At 60.9% G+C, this 20490-nt stretch carries 22 protein-coding genes; 12 read left to right on the plus strand and 10 right to left on the minus strand.

Annotated elements, in window-relative coordinates:
- From ACNOHI_RS17735 to panB, 3 genes are read left to right on the plus strand one after another with little or no spacing between them, the layout of a single operon-like run.
- The gene (locus ACNOHI_RS17735) at window positions 1–348 is read left to right on the plus strand and encodes a DMT family protein (RefSeq protein WP_420476007.1); all 348 of its coding nucleotides are present in this window, start codon (window positions 1–3) and stop codon (window positions 346–348) included.
- Complete coding sequence (locus ACNOHI_RS17740; protein WP_420476008.1) at window positions 345–986, plus strand: deoxynucleoside kinase; 642 nt, start codon at window positions 345–347, stop codon at window positions 984–986. The genes ACNOHI_RS17735 and ACNOHI_RS17740 overlap by 4 nt, the downstream gene beginning before the upstream one ends.
- Before the next feature lie 2 nt (window positions 987–988).
- Complete coding sequence (gene panB / locus ACNOHI_RS17745; RefSeq protein WP_420476009.1) at window positions 989–1828, plus strand: 3-methyl-2-oxobutanoate hydroxymethyltransferase; 840 nt, start codon at window positions 989–991, stop codon at window positions 1826–1828.
- On the opposite strand, the gene can is transcribed toward panB, so the two are convergent.
- The 8 genes from can to ACNOHI_RS17785 all read right to left on the minus strand — a co-directional run bounded on the left by can (window position 1829) and on the right by ACNOHI_RS17785 (window position 11387).
- Entirely contained in the window at window positions 1829–2503 is a 675-nt protein-coding gene (can, locus tag ACNOHI_RS17750; protein ID WP_420476010.1) for a carbonate dehydratase, read from the minus strand.
- A 186-nt stretch (window positions 2504–2689) separates the two neighbouring features.
- Window positions 2690–3316, minus strand: a complete 627-nt coding sequence (locus ACNOHI_RS17755; protein ID WP_420476011.1) for a chalcone isomerase family protein — start codon at window positions 3314–3316, stop codon at window positions 2690–2692.
- Window positions 3317–3459: 143 nt separating this feature from the next.
- Window positions 3460–4599: a molecular chaperone DnaJ gene (gene dnaJ / locus ACNOHI_RS17760; protein WP_420476012.1), complete on the minus strand. Its 1140-nt coding sequence runs from the start codon at window positions 4597–4599 to the stop codon at window positions 3460–3462.
- Window positions 4600–4710: 111 nt separating this feature from the next.
- Window positions 4711–6660, minus strand: a complete 1950-nt coding sequence (gene dnaK / locus ACNOHI_RS17765) for a molecular chaperone DnaK (RefSeq protein WP_420476013.1) — start codon at window positions 6658–6660, stop codon at window positions 4711–4713.
- Between the two features lie 94 nt (window positions 6661–6754).
- The gene (gene grpE / locus ACNOHI_RS17770) at window positions 6755–7303 is read right to left on the minus strand and encodes a nucleotide exchange factor GrpE (RefSeq protein ID WP_420476014.1); all 549 of its coding nucleotides are present in this window, start codon (window positions 7301–7303) and stop codon (window positions 6755–6757) included.
- Window positions 7304–7652: 349 nt separating this feature from the next.
- On the minus strand, window positions 7653–8759 hold the full coding sequence (hemH, locus tag ACNOHI_RS17775; protein ID WP_420476015.1) for a ferrochelatase: 1107 nt from the start codon (window positions 8757–8759) through the stop codon (window positions 7653–7655).
- 27 nt (window positions 8760–8786) lie between these two features.
- The gene (gene recN / locus ACNOHI_RS17780; RefSeq protein WP_420476016.1) at window positions 8787–10436 is read right to left on the minus strand and encodes a DNA repair protein RecN; all 1650 of its coding nucleotides are present in this window, start codon (window positions 10434–10436) and stop codon (window positions 8787–8789) included.
- 33 nt (window positions 10437–10469) lie between these two features.
- Window positions 10470–11387, minus strand: a complete 918-nt coding sequence (locus ACNOHI_RS17785) for an NAD kinase (RefSeq protein WP_420476017.1) — start codon at window positions 11385–11387, stop codon at window positions 10470–10472.
- A gap of 65 nt (window positions 11388–11452) precedes the next feature.
- On the opposite strand from ACNOHI_RS17785, the gene ACNOHI_RS17790 reads away from it, so the two are divergent.
- Window positions 11453–12151, plus strand: coding sequence for an HAD family hydrolase (locus ACNOHI_RS17790; protein WP_420476018.1), 699 nt, complete (start codon window positions 11453–11455; stop codon window positions 12149–12151).
- A gap of 83 nt (window positions 12152–12234) precedes the next feature.
- Window positions 12235–13257 (plus strand): heat-inducible transcriptional repressor HrcA, encoded by a 1023-nt coding sequence (hrcA, locus tag ACNOHI_RS17795; RefSeq protein WP_420476019.1) that lies wholly within the window; start codon window positions 12235–12237, stop codon window positions 13255–13257.
- Window positions 13258–13265: 8 nt separating this feature from the next.
- Here the strand turns inward: hrcA and ACNOHI_RS17800 are convergent, their stop codons facing one another.
- The gene (locus ACNOHI_RS17800) at window positions 13266–13595 is read right to left on the minus strand and encodes a PilZ domain-containing protein (protein WP_420476020.1); all 330 of its coding nucleotides are present in this window, start codon (window positions 13593–13595) and stop codon (window positions 13266–13268) included.
- A 122-nt stretch (window positions 13596–13717) separates the two neighbouring features.
- Window positions 13718–14149, minus strand: coding sequence for a ferric iron uptake transcriptional regulator (fur, locus tag ACNOHI_RS17805; protein WP_420476179.1), 432 nt, complete (start codon window positions 14147–14149; stop codon window positions 13718–13720).
- Between the two features lie 173 nt (window positions 14150–14322).
- On the opposite strand from fur, the gene ACNOHI_RS17810 reads away from it, so the two are divergent.
- The 7 genes from ACNOHI_RS17810 (at window position 14323) to leuS (ending at window position 20475) form a co-directional block, all read left to right on the plus strand.
- Entirely contained in the window at window positions 14323–14748 is a 426-nt protein-coding gene (locus tag ACNOHI_RS17810; RefSeq protein ID WP_420476021.1) for an outer membrane protein assembly factor BamE, read from the plus strand.
- 9 nt (window positions 14749–14757) lie between these two features.
- A complete protein-coding gene (gene dapB, locus ACNOHI_RS17815) occupies window positions 14758–15564 on the plus strand; it encodes a 4-hydroxy-tetrahydrodipicolinate reductase (RefSeq protein WP_420476022.1) in 807 nt (268 codons plus the stop codon).
- A 23-nt stretch (window positions 15565–15587) separates the two neighbouring features.
- Complete coding sequence (locus tag ACNOHI_RS17820) at window positions 15588–16277, plus strand: energy transducer TonB (protein WP_420476023.1); 690 nt, start codon at window positions 15588–15590, stop codon at window positions 16275–16277.
- A gap of 15 nt (window positions 16278–16292) precedes the next feature.
- Window positions 16293–16970, plus strand: coding sequence for a MotA/TolQ/ExbB proton channel family protein (locus ACNOHI_RS17825; RefSeq protein WP_420476024.1), 678 nt, complete (start codon window positions 16293–16295; stop codon window positions 16968–16970).
- An 11-nt stretch (window positions 16971–16981) separates the two neighbouring features.
- Entirely contained in the window at window positions 16982–17401 is a 420-nt protein-coding gene (locus ACNOHI_RS17830) for an ExbD/TolR family protein (protein ID WP_420476025.1), read from the plus strand.
- Between the two features lie 4 nt (window positions 17402–17405).
- Window positions 17406–17732, plus strand: coding sequence for a barstar family protein (locus ACNOHI_RS17835; RefSeq protein ID WP_420476026.1), 327 nt, complete (start codon window positions 17406–17408; stop codon window positions 17730–17732).
- A gap of 94 nt (window positions 17733–17826) precedes the next feature.
- Window positions 17827–20475: a leucine--tRNA ligase gene (leuS, locus tag ACNOHI_RS17840; RefSeq protein ID WP_420476027.1), complete on the plus strand. Its 2649-nt coding sequence runs from the start codon at window positions 17827–17829 to the stop codon at window positions 20473–20475.
- Window positions 20476–20490 lie beyond the last annotated feature (15 nt).

Below are 20490 nucleotides of genomic sequence, written 5' to 3' on the forward strand. Positions count from 1 at the left end.
ATGCAAATACCTGTTGTTGTGCAAACCGTCGGTTTGCTCGTCCTGTCGAACGTCTTCATGACGATCGCCTGGTACGGCCATCTCAAGAACCTCGCGAGCAAACCCTGGTGGATCGCCGCCATCATCAGCTGGGTTATCGCACTGTTCGAATACCTGCTGCAGGTGCCCGCCAACCGCATCGGCTATGGCGAGCTCAGCCTCGCGCAGCTCAAGATCGTGCAGGAAGCGATTACGCTTACCGTGTTCGTGCCCTTCGCAATGATCTACATGAACCAGCCGTTCAAGCTCGATTACATCTGGGCGGGACTGTGCCTTGTGGGCGCGGTGTATTTCATCTTCCGCACATGAGCCTGGATCGTTACAAGTACATCGTCGTCGAAGGCCCGATCGGTGTCGGCAAGACGACATTGACGCGCAAGCTTGCCGAGACGACGAGTGCGCAGACCTTGCTGGAACTGCCGCAGGACAATCCCTTCCTCGAGAAGTTTTATCGCGATCCGTCGCGCTACGCGCTGCCGACGCAGATGTTCTTCCTGTTCCAGCGCATGAACCAGCTGCGCGACATGGCGCAGACTGACCTGTTCGATGCGCGGGTCGTGTCCGACTTCCTGCTCGACAAGGATCCGATCTTCGCGCGCCTGACGCTGGGGGACGACGAGCTGAACCTGTACCAGCAGTTGTATTCCCACCTGAGGCCGCAAGCAGCAATCCCGGACCTTGTCATCTACCTGCAGGCCCAGCCCGAGACGCTGGTCGAGCGCGTGAAGAAGCGCGGCATTTCGATGGAATCCGGCATTTCCGAGATCTACCTCTACCGTCTTTGTGAAAGTTACAGCCGTTTCTTTTATCATTACGACGCCGCTCCGCTGCTGATCGTGAATACAGAGAACCTGAATCCGATCGAACGCGAAGACGACTACAACCTGCTGGTTCGACGCATCGGAGAAATGCGCGGCAAGCGGGAATTTTTCAACCTTGGGGAATAACTATGTCGGGATATTTGCAAGAAGGCGCACCGGCCGCACCGACGACACGCAGCAAGGCCGTTACCGTGCCGTCGCTGCTGGCGATGAAGAACGCGGGTGAAAAGATTGCGATGCTGACTTGCTACGATGCCAGCTTTGCCGCCTTGATGGACCGTTGCGGCGTGGACGTATTGCTGGTCGGCGACTCCCTCGGCAATGTTTGCCAGGGCCACAGCTCCACGCTGCCTGTCACCCTCGGCGACATCGCCTATCACACCGCCTCGGTGGCACGCGGCAACCAGACCGCCCTGCTGATCGCCGACATGCCGTTCGGCACTTACGCGACGCCCGAAACGGCGTTCGAGAATGCCGTCAAGCTGATGCAGGCCGGCGCGCAAATGGTCAAGCTCGAAGGCGGCGCGTGGCTGGTCGATACGGTGAAGTTCCTGACGGACCGTGCCGTTCCGGTATGCGCCCACCTCGGGCTGACGCCGCAGTCAGTGCATCAGTTGGGCGGGTTCAAGGTGCAGGGGAAGACCGCAGAAGGCGCTGAAAAACTGAAGGCGGATGCCCTCGCCCTGCAAGAAGCCGGCGCCTCAATCCTGGTGCTGGAAGCCATTCCGACGGCGCTTGGCAAGGAAGTGACCGACTTGCTCGCCATGCCGACCATCGGCATCGGCGCCGGTCCCGATTGCTCCGGACAGGTGCTGGTCATGCACGACATGCTGGGCGTTTTCCCCGGCAAGAAGGCACGTTTCGTGAAGAACTTCATGGACGGCCAGACCAGCATCGAAGCGGCCATTCGCGCCTACATTGCCGCGGTCAAGGACAAGTCCTTCCCCGCGGCCGAACACTGCTTTTAATTAATCGTTGTTCTCGTAACGCGCGAGGCTCCTCGGCATCTTTTCGGCCAGGTCCTCGGCGTTACTCACGGTCAGCCCCAGATCGCGCAGCAGGCCGTCCTTGAGGCCGTAGATCCAGCTATGGATCGTGAGTTGCTGGCCCCGCTCCCAGGCATCCTGCACGATCGTCGTCTGGCACACGTTGACCACCTGCTCCAGTACATTCAACTCGCACAGACGATCCTGCCTTTCGCCCAGCGGCAGCACCTCGCCGAGGTAGCGTTCATGTTTCTGGTGCACGTCCTGGACGTGGCGCAGCCAGTTGTCCGCCAGCCCGACACGCCGGCGCGCGAGCGCGGCATGCACCCCGGAGCAGCCGTAGTGGCCGCACACAATCACGTGCTTCACACCCAGCACGTCGATCGCGAACTGCAGGACCGACAGGCAGTTGAGATCGGTATGTACCACGACGTTGGCGACATTTCGATGCACGAACAGCTCGCCAGGCAGCAGGTTGACGATTTCGTTGGCGGGCACGCGGCTGTCGGCGCAACCGATCCACAGGTATTCGGGGGATTGCTGGCCGGCGAGCTTTTTGAAAAACGAGGCGTCGTTGGCGACCATGGCGGCAGCCCAGTCGCGGTTGCTCTGGAACAGGTGCTCCAGCATCACGGAATTGTTGTCGTTCTGAGTCATCTTGCGTCAATCATGAACAGGGAACAGGCAGGCCGCCCAGACGCAATAAGCGCAAAGATACGCGGAGTTAGGTGAACTTAGCGCAGAAAGCCTGCTTGGCGCGGACGGCATGACGTCCGGCACCACCGGACGCACCGCGCATTATACAGAGGGCAAGGTTGCCCTCCTTGAAACCCCTACAAAGGATCAGGAGTTGTTGCCGCGCGTGCCGGTCTCAGGCTTCTCGCCCAGCATCAGCGGCTTAAGTTGCGCATCGACCGGCTTCTCGCCCAGCCAGATCTTCAACAAGGCGTTATAGAACGCGACGTCAGGCAGAACATCGGACACCTTCTTGCCATTGACGTGGACCACCGTTCCCGTCCCGGGAATCCAGTCGGTCGTGAGCACATCTCCCTTCTTCAGCTCGGGAATGGACGCGAAAATCTCGCCAAACTTCTGCAATTGCATGATCAGCCTGGCTTTTTCGTTCTTGTCGCTGTTCTGCTGGATACCGCTCATGAAACCGCGGCCGAGCTCTTCATTGCTGACATCGCGGAGCATGACGATCGTGACGCGCTTCGGACCTGGCGCGGCGAGGACATCCTGCACGGCAGACTTTTTCTCGGGGAGGTAGAGGCCGGCGACATACACCTTGAATACGGCTTTGTAGCGCACGCCAGCGCCGTTGAGCTTCAGTTCCTGATTTGCCAGACGCACGGAATCGTCGAGTTTGACGCCGGCGACCTCGGCAGCAGAGAGATGAGCGGGGAATGACAGGACCGCTGCAGCACTAATGAGGCCGAGCGCACGAGTTACGCGGATGCCAAGCTTCATATTGCCTCCTGAGTGATATTGACGCACAGCAATAGTACGAGCGTTTGATTATCCGGAGAAAAGCTAGAGCCCCTGCTCTAAATCGTGCAGAAAAAAAGCCGCGGGTTGTTGAAACCGGCGGCTTTGAAAAGAGGATATCGCGCTTACTCGAAGAATTCCTTGACCTTGTCCTTCCAGGACTTGCTTTGCGGGCTGTGCTTGGAGCCGCCAGCGGTCGTCAGCTTTTCAAACTCCTGCAGCAGTTCCTTCTGGCGGTCGGTCAGCTTCACCGGCGTTTCCACCACGACGTGGCAGAACAGGTCGCCGGCATAACCCGAGCGCACACCCTTGATGCCCTTGCCGCGCAGCCTGAACGTCTTGCCGGACTGCGTACCTTCCGGCAGGGTGAAGGATGCCTTGCCATTAAGCGTCGGCACTTCGACTTCGCCACCCAATGCCGCCTTTGCAAACGACACCGGAATCTCGCAATGCAGGTCGTCACCGTCACGCTGGAACACGGGGTGCTGCTTGATGCGGATTTCCACGTAAAGATCACCCGGAGGCCCCCCGTTCATGCCCGGCTCGCCGTTGCCGGATGAGCGGATGCGCATGCCGTCGTCGATACCGGCCGGGATCTTCACTTCCAGCGTCTTGTTGCGCTTGATGCGTCCCGCGCCGCTGCACGTCGGGCAGGGATTGGGAATCATCTTGCCCGTGCCATGGCACTTCGGGCAGGTCTGCTGGATGCTGAAGAAGCCCTGCTGCATGCGCACCTGGCCCTGGCCGCCGCAAGTGGTACAGGTGGCCGGCGACGTACCCGGCTTCGCGCCGGAGCCATGGCAGGTGTCGCATTCATCCCAGGACGGCACGCGGATGGTGGTGTCGTATCCGTGGGCTGCCTGCTCTAGCGTGATTTCCAGGTTGTAGCGCAGGTCGGCCCCGCGGTAGACCTGCGGACCGCCGCGGCCGCCGCGCGCGCTCTGGCCGAAGATATCGCCGAAAATATCGCCGAAGGCATCGGAGAATCCGCCACCGAAGCCCGCACCTCCCGCGCCAAAGCCGCCGCCGCCCATGTTCGGGTCGACACCCGCATGGCCGTAACGGTCATAGGCTTCGCGCTTGTCCGCGTCGGAAAGCATCTCGTAGGCTTCTTTCGCCTCTTTGAACTTCTCTTCCGCACCCTTGCTGTCCGGATTGCGGTCCGGGTGGTACTTCATCGCGAGCTTGCGATACGCCTTCTTGATTTCTTCCTCGGAGGCGTTCTTCGCTACACCCAGAATCTCGTAATAATCTCGCTTTGACATCTTGTAGGCGTCCTGTTTCTAAACGCAAAACGCCGAGTCGAGGATCTGGACGATCGCATCGGCTCGGCGGGCCATCGCGGCGCTAAGTTGCCTTAGCCGCGATGAAGGTTATTACTTGTCTTTGACTTCCTTGAAGTCGGCGTCAACGACGTCTTCTTCCTTGGCCTTGGCTTCCGATGCACCTGCACCCGCGCCGCCGGCAGCGCCTGCGGCACCCGCCGCACCTGCCTGCTGCGCCTGTGCGTCAGCGTACATCTTTTCGCCCAGCTTCTGCGCGGCGGTCGACAGCGCGGCAACCTTGGCGTCGATGTCGGACTTGTCGTTGCCCTTCAGGACGCCTTCCAGATCCTTGATCGCTGCTTCGATCTTTTCCTTCTCGCCGCCATCCAGCTTGTCGCCATACTCGCTCAGCGCCTTCTTGGTCGAGTGAACCAGCGCGTCGCCCTGGTTGCGCGCGTCGGCCAGTTCCTTCAGCTTGCGATCTTCGTCGGCATACAGCTCGGCATCCTTCACCATCTTCTGGATTTCGTCCTCGGACAAACCGGAGTTCGCCTTGATGGTGATCTTGTTTTCCTTGCCGGAAGCCTTGTCCTTCGCGCCGACATGCAGGATGCCGTTGGCGTCGATGTCGAAGGTCACTTCCACCTGCGGAATGCCGCGCGGTGCCGGCGGAATGCCTTCGAGGTTGAACTCGCCCAGCAGCTTGTTGCCGGTCGCCATTTCACGCTCGCCCTGGTAGACCTTGATGGTCACGGCCGGCTGGTTGTCGTCGGCGGTCGAGAACACCTGGCTGAACTTGGTCGGGATCGTGGTGTTCTTCTGGATCATCTTGGTCATCACGCCACCCAGGGTTTCGATACCCAGGGAAAGCGGAGTCACGTCCAGCAGCAGCAGGTCCTTGCGGTCGCCCGACAGCACGGAACCCTGGATTGCTGCACCGACGGCCACGGCTTCATCCGGGTTGACGTCCTTGCGCGGCTCCTTGCCGAAGAATTCCTTCACCTTTTCCTGCACCTTCGGCATACGGGTCATGCCGCCCACCAGGATCACGTCCTGGATGTCGGAGACCTTCACGCCGGCATCCTTGATCGCGATGCGGCACGGCTCGATGGTGCGCTCGACCAGTTCCTCGACCAGCGATTCCAGCTTGGCGCGGGTGATCTTCATGTTGAGGTGCACCGGCGCGCCGTTGACCATGGCAATGTACGGCTCGTTGATTTCGGTCTGCTGCGAGGAGGACAGCTCGATCTTCGCACGCTCGGCGGATGCCTTGATGCGCTGCAGGGCGATCGGGTCCTTCGACAGGTCGAGGCCGTTGATCTTCTTGAACTCTTCGATGACGTAATCGATCATGCGCTGGTCGAAGTCTTCGCCGCCAAGGAAGGTGTCGCCGTTGGTGGACAGCACTTCGAACTGCATTTCGCCGTCGACGTCCGCGATCTCGATGATGGAGATGTCGAAGGTGCCGCCGCCGAGGTCATACACGGCGATCTTGCGGTCACCCTTGCCGCTCTTGTCGAGGCCGAATGCCAGGGCAGCCGCGGTCGGCTCGTTGATGATGCGCTTCACGTCCAGGCCGGCGATGCGGCCGGCGTCCTTGGTTGCCTGGCGCTGAGCGTCATTGAAGTAAGCCGGCACGGTGATCACGGCTTCGGTCACTTCTTCGCCGAGGTAGTCTTCAGCGGTCTTCTTCATCTTGCGCAGCACTTCCGCGGAAACCTGGGGCGGCGCGAGCTTCTTGTCGCGTGCCTGCACCCATGCGTCGCCGTTGTCGGCCTTGACGATTTCATAGGGCATCAGATTGATGTCCTTCTGGACTTCGTTTTCCTGGAATTTGCGGCCGATCAGGCGCTTGACCGCATAGAGGGTGTTCTTGGGGTTGGTGACGGCCTGGCGCTTTGCGGGCGCGCCGACGAGGATTTCGCCGTCGTCCTGATAGGCGATGACGGAAGGCGTCGTGCGGGAGCCTTCGGAGTTTTCGATAACCTTCGGCTGACCGCCTTCCATGATGGCGACGCAGGAGTTGGTCGTCCCCAAGTCAATGCCAATGATCTTGCCCATGATGTATTCCTTTAAAACGAGAGTTTTCTAATGTGTTGTATATGTGGAACAAAGTGCCGGTTTCAAGCGCCTTTGTCGCACTTCTCCGAATTTTTTATTGCGCCACCGTGACCAGCGCGGGCCGCAGCAGGCGGTCGGCGATCATGTAGCCCTTCTGCAAGACGGTGACGATAGTGTTCGCCTCCTGATCAGCGGGCACCATGGAAATGGCCTGGTGTTTCATCGGGTCGAGCTTCTCGCCCGGCACCGGATTGATTTCCTGCAGGCGGTTGCGCTCGAAGGCGGCGCTCAGTTGCTTGAGCGTCATTTCGACGCCTTCCTTCAGCGACTCCACGGACGGGGTATCCAGCTTGAGGGCCATTTCCAGGCTGTCCTTCACCGGGACCAGCGCTTCGGCAAAACCTTCGATCGCGAACTTGTGCGCCTTGGCGACGTCTTCCTGTGCACGGCGGCGGATATTTTCCGTGTCGGCCTTGGCGCGCAGGAATGCGTCTTGCATCTCTGTCGCACGTGCCTCCGCTGCTGCCAGCCGCTCTTCCAGGCCCGCGCCGGTTTGTGCCTGTGCGGGCTGTTCAGCAGTCGCGCCGTCTTGCGGCGGCATTGCCTGTTCTACCTGGTCCTGCATCTTTTCTTGATCTTGCATCACAAAAAGTCTCCAGAAAATCAATGACTTAGTTTCGATTGCAACACTAAATGGGGGTATCCCTTACTTTTTCAAGGGGAATGAGATGCTTTATTTGAGAAAAATTTGCCGGGCGCAGAGCGTAAAGACTTGTTACACACTTTACTGCGCACAGGGCTTCAATTTAGGGACAGGCGTACTAGGATGAGCTTAACCAAGTTGCAACTGGATGGTGCCGGTTGCAAAGGAGTAAAGACCATGAAACTGCCACTAATTTCGGCATCGGTCGTCGCCTACACCCTGCTCGGCGCGGCCTGGATTTGCCAAGCTGACTTGTTGTTCTAAGCCCCTCCGGAAAGACCGGAGCTGCCTAGTTTTTTGCCCCCATTTGTACGGCCCGTTGACGCGCCACTTCAGCTTCCTTGCGCGCATCCTCACGCATTTGCGGCGTCTGCATCGTGGGCCAGCCGACCATGTGCTGCTCGGCAATCTCGGCCAGGGCGGTAATCCATGCGGGGTCTTCATTGAGGCAGGGGATGTAATGGAATTCTTTACCGCCAGCGGTAAGAAAGTCCTGCTTGACCTCCATTGCAATTTCTTCCAGGGTTTCCAGGCAATCGCTGGAAAAGCCGGGACATAGCACGTCGATGCGGCGCACGCCTTCCTTGCCCATCTTCTGGACGGTCGGCGCCGTGTAGGGCTGCAACCACTCCGCCTTGCCGAAGCGAGACTGGAAGGTGACGATGTACTGCTCGGGCGTCAGCCGCAGTGCATTCGCCAGCAGGCGCGCCGTCTTGTGGCATTCGCAGTGGTAGGGATCGCCCAAGAGCAGCGTTCGCTTGGGCACGCCGTGGAAACTCATGACCAGCTTGTCGGGCCTGCCGTGCACTTCCCAATGCGCCAGTACGGAGTTCTTCAGCGCGTCGATGTAGCCCTCGTTGTCGTGATAGTGCTTGACGAAGCGCAGCTCGGGCACGTTGCGTACCTTCGCGTAATGACTGAACACGGCATCGAAGATGGACGCCGTCGTCGTCGCCGAATATTGGGGATAAGCTGGCAGGATCAGGATGCGGTCGCAGCCATCGGCCTTGAGCTTGTCGACGACCTGGGCCACGGAGGGACTGCCGTAGCGCATGGCATAGGCGACCTGCACATCATGTCCGCGTTCACCGAGATAGCCGCGGAGCAGCGCCGCCTGCTTCTTCGTATGCACCAGCAGGGGCGAACCTTCCTGCGTCCAGATGGACGCATACTTGGCCGCCGATTTCGACGAACGGAATGGCAGGATCACGCCGTGGAGAATGAGCCACCAGAGCGCTCGCGGGATTTCCACCATGCGCGGGTCCCACAGGAATTGCTTGAGGTAGCGCCGAACGGCGGGCGTGGTCGGCTCGTCGGGCGTACCAAGGTTGACCAGGACAAGGCCGGTCTTTGACAGCGTGCCGTGCGAATACGGCGGTTCCGGATTGGGGCGCATCGTGTGCGGGTTTCCTGTTGTTCTGTGTTAGGAGGCGAGCAGTTCGCGCGCGTGCTTGCGCGTTGTTGCGGTGATTTCGAGGCCGCCGAGCATGCGGGCGATTTCCTCGATGCGCGCTTTCGAATCGAGTGCGTCGATGTTGGACAAGGTACGCCCTTCGAGGCTGCGCTTGCTGACCTGGAAATGCTGGTTGGCCTGGCTGGCGACCTGTGGCAGGTGGGTCACGCACAGCACCTGGCGGTCCTGGCCAAGCCGCTTGAGCAGGCGGCCCACGACTTCCGCCACGCCACCGCCGATGCCGCTGTCGACTTCGTCGAAAATCAGCGTCGGCGTCACGGTTGCGGTCGAAGTAATGACCGAAATCGCCAGCGAAATGCGCGCCAGTTCACCGCCGGATGCCACTTTCGCCAGTGGGCGCGGCGAGGTTCCGGCATGGGCGGCGACCAGGAATTCCACCTGCTCCAAGCCGTAGGCGGCGGGTTCGCACTCGTTCAATGCGATGACAAAACGCCCGCCCGACATGCTCAGGTCCTGCATAGCGTCCGTGACGGCTTCGCTCAATGCCTTGGCCGCTTTTGCGCGCGCCTTCGACAGCTTTCCGGCGGTAGACATGTACTCGCTCTTGAGCCTTTCCTCCTGGGCGCGCAGGGCCTCGACATCGCTGGCATCGGCCAGCTGCTTCAACTGTACGGACAGAGTCTCGTATTCCTGTGGCAGGTCCTCGGGCGTGACGCGGAACTTGCGTGCGGTGGAATGGATCGCGTCGAGGCGCGCCTCCACTTCCTGCAGGCGTGCCGGATCGAGCTCGACGCGGCCGAGGTAATCATTAAGTGCATAGACCGCCTCCTGCAACTGGATGCGGGCGGGTTCCAGCGCATCGACGACCGGCTTCAGTGCGGCATCGACATCGGACAGCTTGCCCAGCTTCAGCGTCAGTGCGGACAATTGGGACAGGATGGGATTGGTGTCGGATTCGGAAATGACGGTCAAGGCTTCCTGGGCGCCTTCGAGCAGGCTGGCGGCGTGCGCGAGCCGGCTGTGCTCGTTGCTGATCTCGGCCCACTCGCCCGGCTTGACCGCGAGTTTTTCCAGCTCGCCGACCTGCCATTCGAGGCGCTCGCGTTCGAGCAGGACATTCTTGGCGTTGGTCTCGAATTCTTCGCGTTGCCGTGCCAGCGCGCGCCAGGCCTTGTGGGCGACAGACACCGCTTTGGCCTCGTCAAGCAAGCCGGCCTGGGTGTCGAGCAGCACGCGCTGTGCGTCCACCTTCAACAGCGACTGGTGCGCATGCTGGCCATGGATGTCGACCAGCATTTCGCCCAGCTCGCGCAACTGCGCGGCCGTTGCGGTGATCCCATTGATGAACGCCTTCGAGCGGCCCGCATTGTCGATCACGCGCCGCAGGAGCACGCTGCCTTCGTCATTGCTGATCTCCTGCTCCGCCAGCCATGACTCCACTTCATCATGCGTGCTGAACTCGGCAGTGATATCGGCTTTCGCCGCGCCTTCGCGCACGACACTGGCATCGCCCCGGCCGCCAAGCGCCAGTGCAAGCGCATCGATCAGGATGGACTTGCCGGCGCCGGTTTCGCCGGTGAAGACGGTGAAGCCTGGGGCAAACTCGAGTTCGATCGAATCAACGATCACGAAATCGCGGATGGAAAGTGTGCGAAGCATGTCGGAAATGGCTTTTCGGGCAAAAACAGCCTGCTATTTTAACTTCCCCGCCACGGAGGGATACTCATGCCAGTGCAGCTTTTCCCGCAGGGTATCGTAGTAGCTCCAGCCTTGCGGATGCAGGAAGGTAATGGTGTGTGCAGAACGGCGGATGAAAATGCGGTCGTGATGCTGCAGGCTGGCCAGCGACTGCATGTCAAAATTGACGCTGATGTCGCGTCCGCCCATGATTTCGACGACCACGGTGCAGGAATCGGGAACGACGATGGGCCGGTTGGAGAGCGCGTGCGGCGCGATCGGCACGAGCACCATGCCGGACAGACTTGGATGCAGCAGCGGGCCGCCTGCCGACAGGGCATAAGCGGTCGATCCGGTCGGCGTGGAAATGATCAGACCGTCGGAGCGCTGGTTGTACATGAAGTGTCCGTCGACCTCGACCTTCAGTTCAGCCATGCCAGTGGTCGACCCGCGCGCCACCACGACGTCGTTGAAGGCCAGCGCGTGGAAGATTGGCTCGCCGTCGCGCACCACCGATCCTTCCAGCAGGGTGCGCTGTTCGGACTCGAGTTTTCCGGAAAGCATGTCGGCCAGCACCTGGATCATGCCTTCCTGCGAAATGTCGGTCATGAAACCGAGACGCCCCTGGTTGATGCCAATCAGGGGAACGTTGTATGGCGCGAGCTGACGCGCGATGCCTAGCATCGTACCGTCACCGCCAACGACAATGGCGACGTCGGCGTTGGCGCCGATCTCGGCGGGCGTCATGGCCGGCACCCCGGGAAGCGACACGCTCTGGGCGGTTTCTGCTTCGAGCACGACCTTGTGCCCGGATTGTGCGAGGAATCCGGCAATGTCAGACAATGACTGCTCGATACCGGCGGCCATGTATTTGCCGACGATGGCAACAGTCTGGAAGGCGACCGAGCGGTCAAATGGCTTGAAAGGCAACATGCAGCAGATTAGACCATAATTTGAGGGTCTGTTACAGGCATTGAAACGCAAGAACCCGATCCCATATGTCAAGTATAAGAGCCGTACTGTTCGACCTGGACGACACGCTGTGGCCGATTGTGCCGGTCATCAAGCGCGCGGAAAAGCTGCTCTACGAGTGGTTGAAGCTGAACGCGCCGCCGGTCGCCCAGCGCGTCACGATAGAAAGCATGCGCGAGCGACGCCAGCAATTGATGGCAACCGATCCGGTCTACCAGCTGGACCTGCGCCTCTTGCGCCGTGCCGTGCTGCTGGAGGCATTTACCGATGCCGGACTGGACGTGAGGCTGGTGGACGACGCAATGGATGTGTTTTCGACAGCGCGAAACGAAGTGACGCCGTTCGAGGATGTTCGCCCGGCACTGGAAAGACTCCGCGAACGGGTCGTTCTAGGCTCTGTGTCGAATGGCGTGGCCGACTTGCACGTGGTCGGCATGGCGCATTATTTCCAGGCTTCGCTTGCCGCGCATCACATCGGCTTCGCGAAACCGGATGCGGCGATTTTCCACGCTGCATGCACGGCGCTCGATGTTTCGCCTGGGGAGACCCTGTATGTCGGCGACGACCCGTTCCTGGATGTGGAAGGAGCGCAGAAAGCGGGCCTGCGTGCTGCATGGATCAATCGCCAGGAGCTCGGGCCGGACCGCGTGTTGCCAGAACAAGTTCGCCCGGATGCCGTATTTGGCAACCTGTACGAACTGGAAAGCTGGCTGGATGAGCAGTAACCCCTTGATAACAATCGATATCGGGTGACGCCTGCAGGCAACATGTTCTGGCACCCGCTGTCATGGCTCGGTAGAATAATCGTATGCAACTCGATTCCCGCGCACAAACATTGCTCAAGGCCTTGGTCGAACGTTATATCGCCGACGGCCAGCCCGTTGGCTCGCGCGCCCTTTCCAGGATTTCCGGACTTGAACTGTCCCCGGCGACCATTCGCAACATCATGGCCGACCTGGAAGAGCTCGGCTATGTGTGCAGCCCGCACACCTCGGCGGGACGGATACCGACGCCGCGCGGCTACCGGATGTTCGTCGACACCCTGCTGACCGTGCAGCCGATCGACGAAACGACCGTGGAATCGAAACTGCAACCGCGCCTGCAGACAGCTTCGCCGCAAAAGATCATTTCCAATGCGGCCCAGATGCTGTCCTCCCTGTCGCAGTTTGCCGGCGTGGTCATGACGCCGCGCCATGAGTCGGTCTTCCAGCAGATCGAGTTCATGCGGCTTTCCGAGAAGCGCATCCTCCTGGTGATCGTCACGCCCGGTGGAGATGTGCAGAATCGCCTGCTGCTGACCGATGTCGACTACTCGCCGGCGCAGCTGGTGCAGGCGGCGAACTACATCAACCAGCACTTCGCCGGCCTGGGCTTCGACGAGGTGCGGACCCGCCTGCAGAACGAATTGCGCCAGCTGCGCGACGACATGACGCGCCTGATGCAGGCAGCGGTGGAAGCGGGCAGCGATGCGATGGCAGAAAACGAGGAAGATGTTGTCATTTCCGGCGAACGCAATCTCCTCAGCGTCACCGACCTCGCGTCGAACATGAATTCACTGCGCAAGCTGTTCGACCTGTTCGAGCAGAAGACCAGCCTGATGCAACTGCTCGACGTATCGAGCAAGGCGACGGGTGTGCAGATTTTCATCGGTGGCGAATCCCAGCTCGTGCCGATGGAAGAAATGAGCATTGTCACCGCGCCCTATGAAGTCAACGGCAAGATCGTGGGAACACTCGGGGTCATCGGCCCGACGCGCATGGCTTACGAGCGCGTCATACCGATCGTCGACATCACGGCCAAGCTTCTGTCCAACGCGCTCAGCCATCACTGAGTAACGATTTAAATCATCACTTCGGCCAGCAGCTTGTTGTTGGCCGCATCGATTTCCGTGAATTGCAGGCCGGTACGAAATCCATCGGTTCCGGCCAGGATGCTGTAGACCACCTTGGCCATGGCAAAAACACGGACCGTCTTTCCATTCAAGGGCGCCTCGAATCCGACATTGCATACCTTTCCCGACGGGAGTTGCTCGGGAACCATGAGACATAGACCGCCGAGGGAGATGTCAATAGTTTTGGCACGCAGGGCCGGCATGCCGGGAAGCGCGACGCGGGCCTGCGCGCGCAAGACTTTGCGGGGATAGACTCTGGTTTCAGAATTGGCAGTCATCAGGGGAAAACCTGGCCTGCAGCAGTCGGTGGTTGGCCCCTTGGCGGGGCATGACAACGGATTATGCAGGCGGGAAAAGCAATGAGTTCAGGAACGCTGCCGGCAATCGCCGGCTCGGCAGATCAACGGGGCCGATGGGGGCAATCGGATTTGGTGCAGTGGCCGTAAAGTGCCAGCGCGTGCTCGGAGATATCGAACCCGCGCTCTTTCGCAATCTTCTGCTGCCGTTTTTCGATCTCATCGTCGAAAAACTCCTCCACCCTGCCGCAGTCGAGGCAGACGAGATGGTCATGATGCGACCCCGCGTTCAGCTCGAACACCGCCTTGCCGGTTTCGAAATGGTTCCGGTGCAGCAGGCCCGCCTGCTCGAACTGCGTCAGCACGCGGTAAACCGTTGCCAATCCGACATCCATGTTTTCGGTCAGGAGAATCTTGTACACGTCCTCCGCACTCAGATGGCGGACCGTGCTCGTCTGGAAAATCTCGAGAATCTTCAGCCGCGGCAGCGTCGCCTTCAGGCCGCTGGCTTTCAGATCATTAGGCGTGTTGGTCATGTTGTTGGTCGGTTTCCGTATATCTGCTTTATCATATAGCGTTTTGGCCAGATTGCTCAACGAATTGAGAACCATTTATGCGAATGTCGCCCTTCAGTGCTGATCGTTCAACCCTTGCTGCGGCATTCTGCCTCGCCGCCGCCGTCCTTTCCGGTTGCGCGAGCAAAAATCCATTGATCGACGAACCCGCTGCCGCCAGCACCCCGGCTGCCGAGCAATCCGCATCAAGCGCATTGACGACGTCAAAGCCAACCGGCATCCAGCGCTTCCTGGGATTTCTCACGCCTTATCGCATCGATATTCAGCAGGGCAATTTCGTGTCGCGTGAAATGGTGGCGCAACTAAAAGAAGGCATGCAGCGCAGCGAAGGCGTCACTCGCGAGCAAGTGCGTTTCGTCCTCGGCACGCCCCTGCTGACTGACATGTTCCATGCCGACCGCTGGGATTACGTGTTCCGCATGAAGAAAAGTAGTGGCGAAGTCATCGCCAGCCGCGTGACGGTCTTCTTCAAGGATAACCGTGTGGTCAACATCGACGGTGACACCTTGCCGACTGAACAAGAATATCTCGCATTCATCGCTGGCACCGCCGGCAAGTAAGAGCATCACATGAGCCAACTGAAAATCGCCGTAGCAGGCGCATCCGGCCGCATGGGCCGCATGCTGATCGAAACGATCCAGAACGCAGACGACGCTACACTCGTCGGCGCGCTCGACGTACCGCAATCGCCGGCCATCGGCACCGATGCGGCGGCCTTCCTGGGCAAGCCCGCGGGCGTGACCATCGAGTCCGATCTGGCGAAAGGTCTCGCCGACGCCGAATTCCTGATCGACTTTACGCGCCCGGAAGGCACGCTCAAGCACCTCGAGTACTGCGCGCAGCACGGCATCAAGGTCATCATCGGCACAACCGGTTTCGATGAAGCCGGCAAGGCCGCCATTGCGGCAGCCGCACAAAAGACTGCCGTCGTGTTCGCACCGAATATGAGCGTCGGCGTCAACGTCACGCTCAAGCTGCTGGAAATGGCGGCGAAGAGCTTCTCCCACGGTTATGACATCGAAATCATCGAAGCGCACCATCGTCACAAGGTGGACGCCCCGTCCGGCACCGCGCTCAAGATGGGCGAAGTCATTGCCTCCGCACTCGGCCGCGACCTCGACGATGTCGCGGTATACGCCCGTGAAGGCGTGACTGGCGAGCGCGAGCCGTCGTCGATCGGCTTTGCAACCATCCGTGGCGGCGACATCGTTGGCGACCATACGGTACTGTTTGCCGGCATCGGCGAACGCATCGAAATCAGTCACAAGTCGTCCAGCCGCTTCAGCTATGCCCAGGGCAGCGTCCGCGCCGCGCGCTTCCTCGCCGACAAGAAGACCGGCCTGTACGACATGCAGGATGTCCTCGGCCTGAAGTAAAGGAACGAGGCGCAGGCCACGCGATGCCGACACCCGCGCCAGTTGCCGCCGCCGCGACCATCCTGCTGCATGCATTACTGATTGTGGCAGTGGTTCGGGGGCTGACGGCCAAGCCGGAACCCGATACGCGCAGCGAGCCGGTACAGGTCCAACTCCTCCGGCCCGAACCTCCCCCCTTTCCGGTGGCGCCTCCCGCACCGCACGTGCCAGCTCCTGCGCCAGCGCCGGTGAAGAAGGCGCGTCCCACGCCCAAGCCGGCCCCCATTCCCAAGCCCGCCCCAAGCGTCGCCGCACCTTCGCCCGCCCCCGCGCACACCACATCGCAGGACACGAAGCCCGCTCCCGCCGCCGGACCGCCTGCGTCCGCGCCTGCGCCTGCAGCACCACCGGCACCACCGGCAGCGCCAGCCCCACCCGCTCCAGTACGGACCAGTGCGTCAGAGGCGAGCTATGCAGCGACCAATCGCACGCCGCCCTACCCGCGCATTTCGCTCAACAATGGCGACGAAGGCACGGTCGTCCTGCGCGTGCTCGTTACGGCGGAAGGCACAGCGGGCGCAGTGGAGATCAAGTCCTCGAGCGGCCACACCCTGCTCGACGAATCCGCCCGGAAGACCGTCATGAGCTGGCGCTTCAAGCCGGCCACGATCGACGGCAAACCAGTGGCCGAGTGGTATCAGGTGCCCATTCCGTTTAAACTTCAGAACAATTAATCTTTTTTACACAACATGAACCAGTCACTCGGATTTGCGCATTATTGGGCCCAGGGCGACGCCGTCACGCATTCGGTCGCCTACCTGCTCCTGCTGATGTCGGTCGTCAGCTGGTACTACATCTTCTCGAAGACCTGGAGCTCCTGGCGCATCCGCCGCAGCGCCGGCGCGCTGGAGGGTTTTTGGAAGGCCCCGACGCTGACCGACGCCATCGCCGTCGTCAAGAATGCCGACAGTGAGAACGTGTACGCCCCGCTCGCGATCCAGAGTGCGGAAGCCGCCAATGTCACTGCGCAGGCCGGATCGCTGAATGCGAGCATCGACCCGAGCGAGCTGATCACGCGCACCCTGCGCCAGGAAATCAACCGCGTGTCGTCACGCCTGGAGAACGGACTCACCCTGCTGGCCTCCGTCGGATCCACCGCGCCCTTCGTCGGGCTGTTCGGCACCGTCTGGGGCATCTACCACGCGCTGGTCGCGGTCTCCACCACCGGCACGGTGCAGATCGACAAGGTCGCTGGCCCGGTGGGTGAAGCGCTGATCATGACCGCACTCGGCCTCGTGGTCGCCATTCCGGCCGTGCTCGCCTATAACGCATTTACGCGCGTGAACCGGGTCACGCTGGCGGAACTCGACGCCTTCGCGCACGACCTCCACGCCTTCCTGACGACCGGCGCTCGCGTCGGCAAATAAGGAGACACGCCATGGCCTTCGGCGGATTCAACGACAACCAGAAGCAGGCGCCCATGGCGGACATCAACGTGACGCCCATGGTCGACGTGATGCTGGTGCTCCTCGTGATCTTCATCATCACCGCGCCGCTGTTCACCCACGCCATCAAGCTCGACTTACCCAACGCCCCGGCCGCAGTCTCGCCGCAAAAGCCGGAAACGATCACCCTGTCGATCAACGGCGAAGGCCGGATCTTCTGGAACAATGATCCGGTCGACGAAAAGGACCTGGGGCAGAAGCTGGCGCAGGAGTCGCAAAAGAATCCGCAGCCCGAATTGCAACTGCGCGCCGACAAATCCACACGGTACGAGGTCATTGCACGCGTCATGTCTGCGGCGCAGACCAACGGCATGAACAAGCTCGGCTTCGTTACCGACGCCAAGGAAAACTAAGACCATGCCCGACGTATCGCTCGATGGCCGCCGTATCAGCGACTGGAAGACCTTTCATGCCGAATGCCAGGCCGTTTTCGGATTTCCGGATTTCTACGGCCGCAACATGGATGCGTGGATCGATTGCATGGGCGGCGTGCGCGACGATGACGGCATGACAAAATTCGCGCTCAATCCGGATGAAATCCTGTGCATCGAGCTTCTGCACGCGGAAACCCTGCGCAGGAAGGCGCCTGAAATCCTCGAAGCGCTGGAGGAATGCACCGACGAAGTGAACGAACGCTGCATCGAAAGCGGCCAGAAACCGCCCCTGCGCCTGCTGCTGCGCTGATTCGCGCCCAAATTCCCCCGCTGTTGCGGCGCAACACCCCCTCCCGGGCGGTATAATCGCCGGTTCACATTCACTTTCACCAGCCTCATCCGCCATGCAAGAAAAATATCTTCCCGGCGACGTCGAAAAAGCGGCGCACGCTCACTGGAATGCCATCGACGCGTACAAGACTGTCGAGCACGCCAAGGATCGCAACGGCAACGAAAAGAAAAAATTCTATGCCTGCTCCATGCTGCCCTACCCGTCCGGGAAGCTGCACATGGGCCACGTACGCAATTACACCATCAACGACATGCTGTCGCGCTTCCTGCGCATGAACGGCTACAACGTGCTGATGCCGATGGGCTGGGACGCGTTCGGCCTGCCCGCCGAGAATGCCGCGCTGAAAAACGGTGTGCCGCCGGCGAAGTGGACGTACGACAACATCGCCTACATGAAGAAGCAGATGCAGGCAATGGGCCTGGCGATCGACTGGTCGCGCGAAGTCGCCACCTGCGACCCGAGCTACTACAAGTGGAACCAGTGGCTTTTCCTGAAGATGCTGGAAAAGGGCATCGCGTACCGCAAGACCCAGGTCGTCAACTGGGACCCGGTCGACCAGACCGTGCTCGCCAATGAGCAGGTCATCGACGGCCGCGGCTGGCGTACCGGCGCGCTGGTGGAAAAGCGCGAGATCCCCGGCTACTACCTGAAGATCACCGACTACGCGGAAGAACTGCTCGACCACGTCGTCAACAAGCTGCCCGGCTGGCCCGAGCGCGTTCGCATCATGCAGGAAAACTGGATCGGCAAGAGCGAAGGCGTGCGTTTCGCCTTCCCGCACGAGATCCGCGATGCGCAAGACAACCTGATCCAGGACGGCAAGCTGTTCGTGTTCACCACGCGCGCCGACACCATCATGGGCGTGACCTTCTGCGCCGTCGCGCCCGAACATCCGCTGGCCACGCATGCGGCCGCATCGAATCCCAAGCTCGCCGCCTTCATTGAAGAATGCAAGCGCGGCGGCACGACCGAAGCCGAGCTGGCGCTCAAGGAAAAGGAAGGCCTGCCCACCGGCCTGTTCGTCACCCATCCGCTGACCGGCAAACAGGTCGAGGTCTGGGTTGGCAACTACGTGCTCATGACCTACGGCGACGGTGCCGTCATGGGCGTGCCGGCGCACGACGAGCGTGATTTCGCGTTCGCGAAGAAATACAACCTGCCGATCGAGCAGGTCATTGCGGTCGAAGGCGAAACCTATTCCACCGATGCCTGGCAGGAATGGTATGGCGACAAGCAGCGCGGCGTGACCGTCAATTCCGGCGCCTACGACGGCCTGAACTACAAGGCGGCAGTCGACAAGATCGCCGCCGACCTGGCGACGAAGGGCAACGGCGAAAAGAAAACCACCTGGCGCCTGCGCGACTGGGGCATCAGCCGCCAGCGCTACTGGGGCACGCCGATCCCGATCATCCACTGCGACAGCTGCGGCTCGGTGCCGGTGCCGGAAAAAGACCTGCCGGTCGTGTTGCCGCAGGATTGCGTGCCGGACGGCTCTGGCAATCCGCTGAACAAGCGTGAAGACTTCCTGCGTTGCGACTGCCCGAAGTGCGGCAAGCCCGCGCGTCGCGAAACCGACACGATGGACACCTTCGTCGATTCGTCCTGGTACTTCATGCGCTATTGCGATCCGAAGAACGACGAGCAGATGGTTGCCGGCGGCGCGAACTACTGGATGCCGATGGACCAGTACATCGGCGGCATCGAGCACGCGATTCTGCACCTGCTGTATGCGCGCTTCTGGACCAAGGTCATGCGCGACCTTGGCCTGGTCAAGGTCGACGAGCCGTTCACCAACCTGCTCACGCAGGGCATGGTGCTGAACCACATTTATTCCCGCCGCACGCCGCAGGGCGCGATCGAATACTTCTGGCCGCATGAAGTCGAGAACGTCCACGACGACAGCGGCCGCATCGTCGGCGCCAAGCTCAAGAGCGACGGCTCGGCCGTTTCCTACGACGGCGTCGGCACGATGTCGAAGTCGAAGAACAACGGCGTCGACCCGCAAGACCTGATCGACCAGTACGGCGCGGACACCGCCCGCCTCTTCGTCATGTTTGCTTCGCCGCCGGAGCAGACGCTGGAATGGAACGACGCCGGCGTGGAAGGCGCGAACCGCTTCCTGCGCCGTGTCTGGGCCTTCGCCCATGCGCAGGCAGAACGCGTCAAGTCCTCGCAGGAAGTCGATTTCGGCGCTCTCCCCGAGCAGCACAAGGCGCTGCGCCGCGAAGTGCACAAGATCCTGCAACAGGCCGACCACGATTTCCGCCGCCTGCAGTACAACACCGTCGTCTCGGCCTGCATGAAGATGCTGAACACGCTGGAAGGCGCGAAGCTCGACGACTCTGCCCAGACCAACGCCGTGATCGCGGAAAGCCTGTCGGTTTTCCTGCGCGTGCTGTATCCGGTCGCGCCGCACATCACCCACGTGCTGTGGCAGGAACTTGGCCTGTCCGTCGCATTCGGCGACATCCTCGACGCAGCATGGCCGCAGGTCGACCCGGCCGCGCTGGAACAGGCTGAAATCGAACTCGTGGTCCAGGTCAACGGCAAGCTGCGCGGCAGCGTAAAGGTGCCGAAGGATGCCGACAAGGCAGCCATCGAAGCCGCCGCGCTGGCCAACGAAAACGTGAAGAAGTTCGTCGAGGGCGCGCCGAAGAAGGTCATCGTCGTGCCCGGCAAGCTGGTCAACATCGTTGCCTGACCCCAGGAGATGCCC

The organism is Noviherbaspirillum sp. ST9 (assembly GCF_048799745.1).
Taxonomy (GTDB): domain Bacteria; phylum Pseudomonadota; class Gammaproteobacteria; order Burkholderiales; family Burkholderiaceae_D; genus Noviherbaspirillum.

Bases quoted from the DNA above. Each gene is read 5' to 3' on its own strand.
- ACNOHI_RS17735 (WP_420476007.1), top strand. From the start codon at position 1: ATGCAAATACCTGTTGTTGTGCAAACCGTCGGTTTGCTCGTCCTGTCG.
- ACNOHI_RS17740 (WP_420476008.1), top strand. From the start codon at position 345: ATGAGCCTGGATCGTTACAAGTACATCGTCGTCGAAGGCCCGATCGGT.
- panB (WP_420476009.1), top strand. From the start codon at position 989: ATGTCGGGATATTTGCAAGAAGGCGCACCGGCCGCACCGACGACACGC.
- can (WP_420476010.1), bottom strand. From the start codon at position 2,503: ATGACTCAGAACGACAACAATTCCGTGATGCTGGAGCACCTGTTCCAG.
- ACNOHI_RS17755 (WP_420476011.1), bottom strand. From the start codon at position 3,316: ATGAAGCTTGGCATCCGCGTAACTCGTGCGCTCGGCCTCATTAGTGCT.
- dnaJ (WP_420476012.1), bottom strand. From the start codon at position 4,599: ATGTCAAAGCGAGATTATTACGAGATTCTGGGTGTAGCGAAGAACGCC.
- dnaK (WP_420476013.1), bottom strand. From the start codon at position 6,660: ATGGGCAAGATCATTGGCATTGACTTGGGGACGACCAACTCCTGCGTC.
- grpE (WP_420476014.1), bottom strand. From the start codon at position 7,303: ATGCAAGATCAAGAAAAGATGCAGGACCAGGTAGAACAGGCAATGCCG.
- hemH (WP_420476015.1), bottom strand. From the start codon at position 8,759: ATGCGCCCCAATCCGGAACCGCCGTATTCGCACGGCACGCTGTCAAAG.
- recN (WP_420476016.1), bottom strand. From the start codon at position 10,436: ATGCTTCGCACACTTTCCATCCGCGATTTCGTGATCGTTGATTCGATC.
- ACNOHI_RS17785 (WP_420476017.1), bottom strand. From the start codon at position 11,387: ATGTTGCCTTTCAAGCCATTTGACCGCTCGGTCGCCTTCCAGACTGTT.
- ACNOHI_RS17790 (WP_420476018.1), top strand. From the start codon at position 11,453: ATGTCAAGTATAAGAGCCGTACTGTTCGACCTGGACGACACGCTGTGG.
- hrcA (WP_420476019.1), top strand. From the start codon at position 12,235: ATGCAACTCGATTCCCGCGCACAAACATTGCTCAAGGCCTTGGTCGAA.
- ACNOHI_RS17800 (WP_420476020.1), bottom strand. From the start codon at position 13,595: ATGACTGCCAATTCTGAAACCAGAGTCTATCCCCGCAAAGTCTTGCGC.
- fur (WP_420476179.1), bottom strand. From the start codon at position 14,149: ATGACCAACACGCCTAATGATCTGAAAGCCAGCGGCCTGAAGGCGACG.
- dapB (WP_420476022.1), top strand. From the start codon at position 14,758: ATGAGCCAACTGAAAATCGCCGTAGCAGGCGCATCCGGCCGCATGGGC.
- ACNOHI_RS17820 (WP_420476023.1), top strand. From the start codon at position 15,588: ATGCCGACACCCGCGCCAGTTGCCGCCGCCGCGACCATCCTGCTGCAT.
- ACNOHI_RS17825 (WP_420476024.1), top strand. From the start codon at position 16,293: ATGAACCAGTCACTCGGATTTGCGCATTATTGGGCCCAGGGCGACGCC.
- ACNOHI_RS17830 (WP_420476025.1), top strand. From the start codon at position 16,982: ATGGCCTTCGGCGGATTCAACGACAACCAGAAGCAGGCGCCCATGGCG.
- ACNOHI_RS17835 (WP_420476026.1), top strand. From the start codon at position 17,406: ATGCCCGACGTATCGCTCGATGGCCGCCGTATCAGCGACTGGAAGACC.
- leuS (WP_420476027.1), top strand. From the start codon at position 17,827: ATGCAAGAAAAATATCTTCCCGGCGACGTCGAAAAAGCGGCGCACGCT.